Raw genomic sequence first — 5,640 nt, 5'->3', positions numbered from 1 at the left:
CAAGATGATGTTGTCGCTGCCTTAGTAGCAGGGGGTGTCCATGCTCATGCCTGGTATGGAGCTACTGATGAAGAATATCATCAACATATCCATAAGGGCTTGGATTTTGAGCCGGATTATATTATCGATGATGGGGGAGATTTGGTTTCCACCATCCACAAGGAACGACGGGAATTATTAGCCAAGGTCCGTGGTGGTGCTGAAGAAACTACCACGGGAATTCTCCGCTTGCGGGCTATGGAGAAGAACGGAGAGTTAGCTTTTCCCATGATTGCAGTCAATGATGCGGAGATGAAATATCTTTTTGATAATCGTTATGGTACAGGTCAGTCCGTCTGGGACGGTATTATGAGAACTACCAATCTTGTGATAGCCGGTAAGACCGTATGTGTCGTTGGTTATGGTTGGTGCGGCAAAGGTGTGGCCTTACGGGCTAAGGGTTTGGGTGCCCGGGTCATTGTTTGCGAAATTAATCCGATCAAGGCTAATGAGGCTTGGATGGACGGTTTTGAGGTCATGCCCATGCTGGAGGCGGCCCCTTTAAGTGATTTTTTTGTTACCGTTACCGGGAACAAGAATGTGATCACCGGGGAGCACTTCAAAGTAATGAAAGATGGAGCGATTCTTTCTAATGCCGGTCATTTTGATGTGGAAATAAATAAGCTTGAATTAGCTTCCATGGCCCAAAATCGCCGGGAGGTACGCCGTAATATTGAAGAGTACGAATTTCAGGATGGGCGGAAGGTGTATCTTCTTGCCGAAGGACGTCTGGTCAATTTAGCTGCCGGAGACGGTCATCCGGCGGAGGTTATGGATATGACCTTTGCTTTGCAAGCCCTTGCTTTACATCATTTGGCTGCTCAGAATAACCACCTCGAATCAAAGGTTTATGCTGTTCCCACTGAAATCGATAATCGGGTTGCGGAACTGAAACTCGGAACGCTAGGCTTAAGTATTGACAAACTGACAGGAGAGCAGGAAAAATATCTTGCCGGCTGGCAACATGGCTAATCTGCTCAGAACGCCTTTATAAGAAATTTTAAAAACATCAATTAAGCATGGTCCTGATGAAGTACATTAGGACCTTTTTTATGTAAACATTTTTAGAATATTTTTAAAAACATCTTTTGTTCTCCTCTGTTATAGTATACAATAGGAATAATAATTCGTATTAGAATCAGATAAATGTCAGTGAGAGAGATTTGAGGGGGATAACATGCCGGTATTTCTTGTTCATTCAGCTCCGGATATCATCGGGGAAAGCAGAGGTTTGCGTCAGGCGATGGAGGGATGCCGTAAGGCGGCGAAAGGAATGGAACCTGTCTTGTTTCAGGGCGAATTAAGTACAGGTAAGCTCCTTCTGGCAAGCTATCTTCACGGGACAAGTGAGTGCTCACGAAAACCGCTGTTGGTGGTGGATTGTACTGAGAGTCAGGGAATGATTAAGGAGATGCTGGAAACAAATTTTAATTTTGGTCTTCTTCATGATTTTGAGGAAGGCTGCCTATATTTTCGGGAGGTTGCCAGCCTTAATCTAGCCGAGCAAAACAAACTTTTTCAAACTTTACAGAGTTTACAGAGGAAGAAAATTCGCGTGATCCTAAGTTCATCGCTAAATATCCACCTGATGAGGATTGAAAAGGCTTTTGACAAGGATTTGCACGATTATGCCAGTCAGTGGGAAATCGCTGTCCCACCTTTACGGCAACGAAAGGAAGATATCCTGCCATTGATCCATCATTATATTGGGAAATTCAATTTGAGACTGGGAAAATCAATTCAGGGATTGACTCCCCAGGCCGAAGAAGTACTTTTATCATATCAATGGCCGGGTAATGTCGAAGAGCTAAAACAAGCCATTTGCCGGGCGATGATAATGTCTAATGAGTCTCATATCTGCCAACGGCATCTCAGCGACCATTTGGGGGGGACTAGAGAGGGGCTGGGTCATGGAGTCATGCCCTTGGAGCGGATGGAGGAAATTCTCTTAAGAACTGCCTTGGAACGTTATGGATTTACCCTGGAGGGTAAGAAAAGAGCTGCAAGGGCTCTTAACATTTCTTTAGCTACACTGTACAATAAGCTTAAGCGATATAATGTCAATCCATAACCTTAGTTTCCGTAGGAGGACTTATGGTGAAACAAACCTTTCTTACCCATAAAGGGGAACTTATTGTTGAAGGGCCGGTGGCAGCAGATATTTTAAGTCAAATGACTTTAGATGACGATTTAAGGGCTTTTCGTCCCCCGAAAAGGCAAAAAGAGGCTTTAATTGAAATCAGTCAAATTCCCAACGGCAGAATTATCATTGCCCGCATTGAATCAGATATTTTGGGCTACGTTACTTTTCACCCACCCGATTCATTTGAACGATGGGCTAAGGGGCCTCCGGAAATTCTCGAATTAGGGGCAATTGAGGTCTCTCCTAAAGTTCGTGGATTTGGCGTGGGTAAAAAGCTCCTCCAAGTGGCATTTTTGGATCCGATCATGGAGAATTATCTAGTTATAGCTACTGAGTATTATTGGCACTGGGACTTAGAACGAACCGGACTACGCGTTTGGGAATATCGGGAGGTCATGGATCGCTTAATGTCCAGTGCCGGGTTATTGATCCGGGAAACCGATGACGAAGAAATCAGCTCCCATCCGGCTAATATGCTTACTGCTCGTTATGGTAAAAATCTTTCCCCGGCAAGTATAGAACATTTTGAAAGGATATTGTTCTTAAATTCAGATCGGGGGTGAATGACCTTGCAGGAGAAAAATCAGGATCCATTTGGACCGGTAATCCTTGCTGTTGAAGGAATTTATGCCCGCAAAGATCTGGCCCACGACCTGGATCATGCACTCCGGGTAAGAGAATGGGGGAAGAGGATAGCTCTTAAGGAAAATGCAGATAATTTAATTGTTGAACTGGCTGCTATCCTTCATGATATCGGGCGTTCCGGGGCCCTATCCAAGACCCATGCCGAAAGTAGTTCTTCTTTAGCGGGGGGCATATTGCTAAAATGCGGCTACCCGGAAAAAATCATCGAGACTGTGAAGAAGGCGGTTTTATCCCATTCCCGGGAAGGGTATGAGCCGGAAACTTTAGAGGCAAAGATTCTTTACGATGCGGATAAATTGGACTTTGTCGGTCCTATAGGCATAGCCCGGCTTTTTGCTTGGGCTGGTAAAGAGGGAAAACCTTTCTTTGGTCCTAATTCTTGTGAGACCTTTTACCAGGAAAGAATACGCAAATACCAAAATCATCTTTATACCCAAACGGCACGGGAGTTTTTTGAACCCTTGTTCCGGTACTCTGAGAATTTTTGGTCGGAATTAGAAAAAGTTAGGCTTAAAAGAGAATAAGTGGGACACAATATGGATATATCTTCTTTGGAAAGGACGGTATATCCAATTGCGTTTATTATGGAGAATTTTTTTGATCCTGGTTATACTTATCATGTCCAAGGGTTTGTGGGGAGGGGATCAGCCCCAGGCCTATATTTCTTCACCGCAGACTAAGGTTTTGCTTCAGGAAATTGAATGGCGGGCTGTTCAGATTCAAAAAGCGGCTCAAGATTTGCCGGGAAGCATCGAAGTAATGCTGCGGAGAATTTTCACCGATGGAAAGCCGACTACGGAGGCAAAATCTGTCTAGTTTATTTTTTTAGTGACCTTGAAAATAATATTTATAATTGAAAATGTGAGAGAGCTAATGCTCTCTTTTGTTTTATGGGTGATATCAGCAAAAAACAGCCCAATTTGGATTTGGTTTAATGTCCTGTTGACTTGTTGCATTTTTGCATTCATTATCAAGCTCAATCATGAATAATAATGGGCAAAGACCGTTTTGAAAAAAACTTTTTTCCGTGTAAAATAGACGATGTAATCTTCTTTGAGCTATGGAGCGTTATTCTAGTGCGTAAAGTGGCAGTCGAAGGCGGGCCTAAGAATCCGCTAAGGGCATACCGATGAAGTTCCTGGTGGTGGCTTTCGACGCCCAGTCGAGGGTTGCTGCTGGGAGTTAAGGTTAAGGGGGATCCGCAATGGCATGCGGGCGAGACCCTTATCCGTGGAGGCCTAAGTGCGTGGCCCTGTATAGGGTTATGGCTTAGGGGATGAACCTGCATTAGGAAGGAACTTAGTGCAGTGTAGCCTGCCTTGAGGTGGAGAAGTTGGGAAGGCTAAAGGAACTTATTTCCATTGGCCGATGGACTTAAGTTTGCCTGAAATTCTTTTCTGCAAAAGAGGCTAAGCTGTCTCGGAGCGTAAAGGAAAACTTCTAGAACGATAACCAACGAGGATTAAAGTGCGTTCTAAGTGGTGATCAAGTGCTGGAATCGGTGACGTTCCAGGCTGGGGGAAAGGGGAAACCGCCTGCTACCGGGAAACCGGGGGAACTCAGTGGGAAAACCTACTCGACCTATGACGCAATATTTATTCGTTGGGGTCCTAAGGCTCAAAGAGCAACACCTCTCGTGAGAGAGGTGTTTTTATTATTTTTGCATAATTGTATCGGAAAATGACCTAAGAGAATAGTATGTTACTATCCTAAATGAGGTGTTCTAATTACTATTAATACCATTTGCTCCGTTATTTACATGGAGGATTAGGATTACAATTAGCGAATAATACAAACGTATGCATGGCTGAATCTAAACATAATGTTTAGGGCGGGGGACTTTCTATTGGGGTGAATCGCATAAAGCGTAGGGCTTACACCTTCTGCCCGAATCCGTCAACTAACCTCGCAAGCCACGAAAGGTGGAAAACTAATGAACCCTTCTTCTAAGAGGGGATGGATTGGTAGTATTACCTTGTCCGGCACCTTGCTTATAGCAAGTTTTTTAGGTGTTGGGGAACCGGGTAATATCTCTGTGTCGCTGCAGGGTACAGAATCTGTTCTCTCGATGAACTCTTCCTTTTTAACGGCCCGGACTGTTCGCTATAATGTGGTTTCTACTGCCGTCAAAGCAGTCAAAAATGGGAAAAACGTTGATAAAGTAATGGCTGGCGATGCAGAAACTAAACCTAGTGTAAAGTCTGCAACTAAACAAACACGTCAAGTCTCCCGGGTTGTGTCCTCGGAAATATCCCGGGGCGGCAGTTCCCAAGTGGAGGAGATAGTGCGAAATGCTCAAAGCCTCATCGGTATACCCTATGTATTCGGTGGAACATCGACAAAGGGATTCGATTGCTCCGGGTTTACTAAATATGTGTTCAAGGGGTCGGAGATTGACCTGCCTCGTACTTCTTATGCTCAATATGGGACGGGAACAGCGGTAGAAAAGGATCAACTCCAAGCCGGTGATTTGGTATTCTTCTCTACTTATGATAAAGGTGCCTCCCATGTGGGGATTTATATCGGCGGCGGAAGTTTTATCCATGCCGCAGGTTCCGGAGTCAAGATCACCAACCTATCCGATAGCTATTACGGCCCTCGCTATATAGGAGCCAGAAGAGTTCTCTAATTCATTAGGCAACCTAGACATAAGGCGAACATAACCAAAAGGAGCAGCAAGGCTGCTCCTTTTAGTTATGGGCTTTAGCCTGTTGAGCGTAGCGAAACAATAAACCACCTGCTATGCGGGTGGCGACAAAAAGTTATACAAAGAAAACACCTTTCTGGTTAAATTAGAGTTGTTCAAGCTACTA

Annotated in this window: 6 protein-coding genes and 1 riboswitch; all 6 genes read left to right on the top strand. The window is 44.5% G+C overall.

The features are described from left to right. Positions 1–1,011 (top strand): adenosylhomocysteinase (locus tag AC1U9U_RS15335; RefSeq protein WP_479961424.1); only part of this gene is annotated, 1,011 nt, incomplete at its 5' end. Positions 1,012–1,216: 205 nt separating this feature from the next. Continuing rightward, positions 1,217–2,110: an AAA-type ATPase lid domain-containing protein gene (locus AC1U9U_RS15330; RefSeq protein ID WP_479961423.1), complete on the top strand. Its 894-nt coding sequence runs from the start codon at positions 1,217–1,219 to the stop codon at positions 2,108–2,110. A gap of 26 nt (positions 2,111–2,136) precedes the next feature. Further along, positions 2,137–2,745, top strand: coding sequence for a GNAT family N-acetyltransferase (locus tag AC1U9U_RS15325; RefSeq protein WP_479961422.1), 609 nt, complete (start codon positions 2,137–2,139; stop codon positions 2,743–2,745). Positions 2,746–2,751: 6 nt separating this feature from the next. Then, positions 2,752–3,351, top strand: coding sequence for an HD domain-containing protein (locus AC1U9U_RS15320; RefSeq protein ID WP_479961421.1), 600 nt, complete (start codon positions 2,752–2,754; stop codon positions 3,349–3,351). A gap of 94 nt (positions 3,352–3,445) precedes the next feature. Further along, positions 3,446–3,643 carry a hypothetical protein gene (locus AC1U9U_RS15315; RefSeq protein ID WP_479961420.1) on the top strand — a complete coding sequence of 66 codons (198 nt, stop codon included), beginning with the start codon at positions 3,446–3,448 and terminating at the stop codon, positions 3,641–3,643. Between the two features lie 979 nt (positions 3,644–4,622). After that, a riboswitch (cyclic di-AMP (ydaO/yuaA leader) is annotated at positions 4,623–4,757 on the top strand. 3 nt (positions 4,758–4,760) lie between these two features. Beyond that, the gene (locus AC1U9U_RS15310; RefSeq protein WP_479961419.1) at positions 4,761–5,456 is read left to right on the top strand and encodes a C40 family peptidase; all 696 of its coding nucleotides are present in this window, start codon (positions 4,761–4,763) and stop codon (positions 5,454–5,456) included. Positions 5,457–5,640 lie beyond the last annotated feature (184 nt).

The organism is Desulfitobacterium sp. (genome assembly GCF_982384815.1).
Note: the sequence above shows the minus strand (reverse complement) of the source record. Positions and strands in the feature narration are given on the sequence as shown.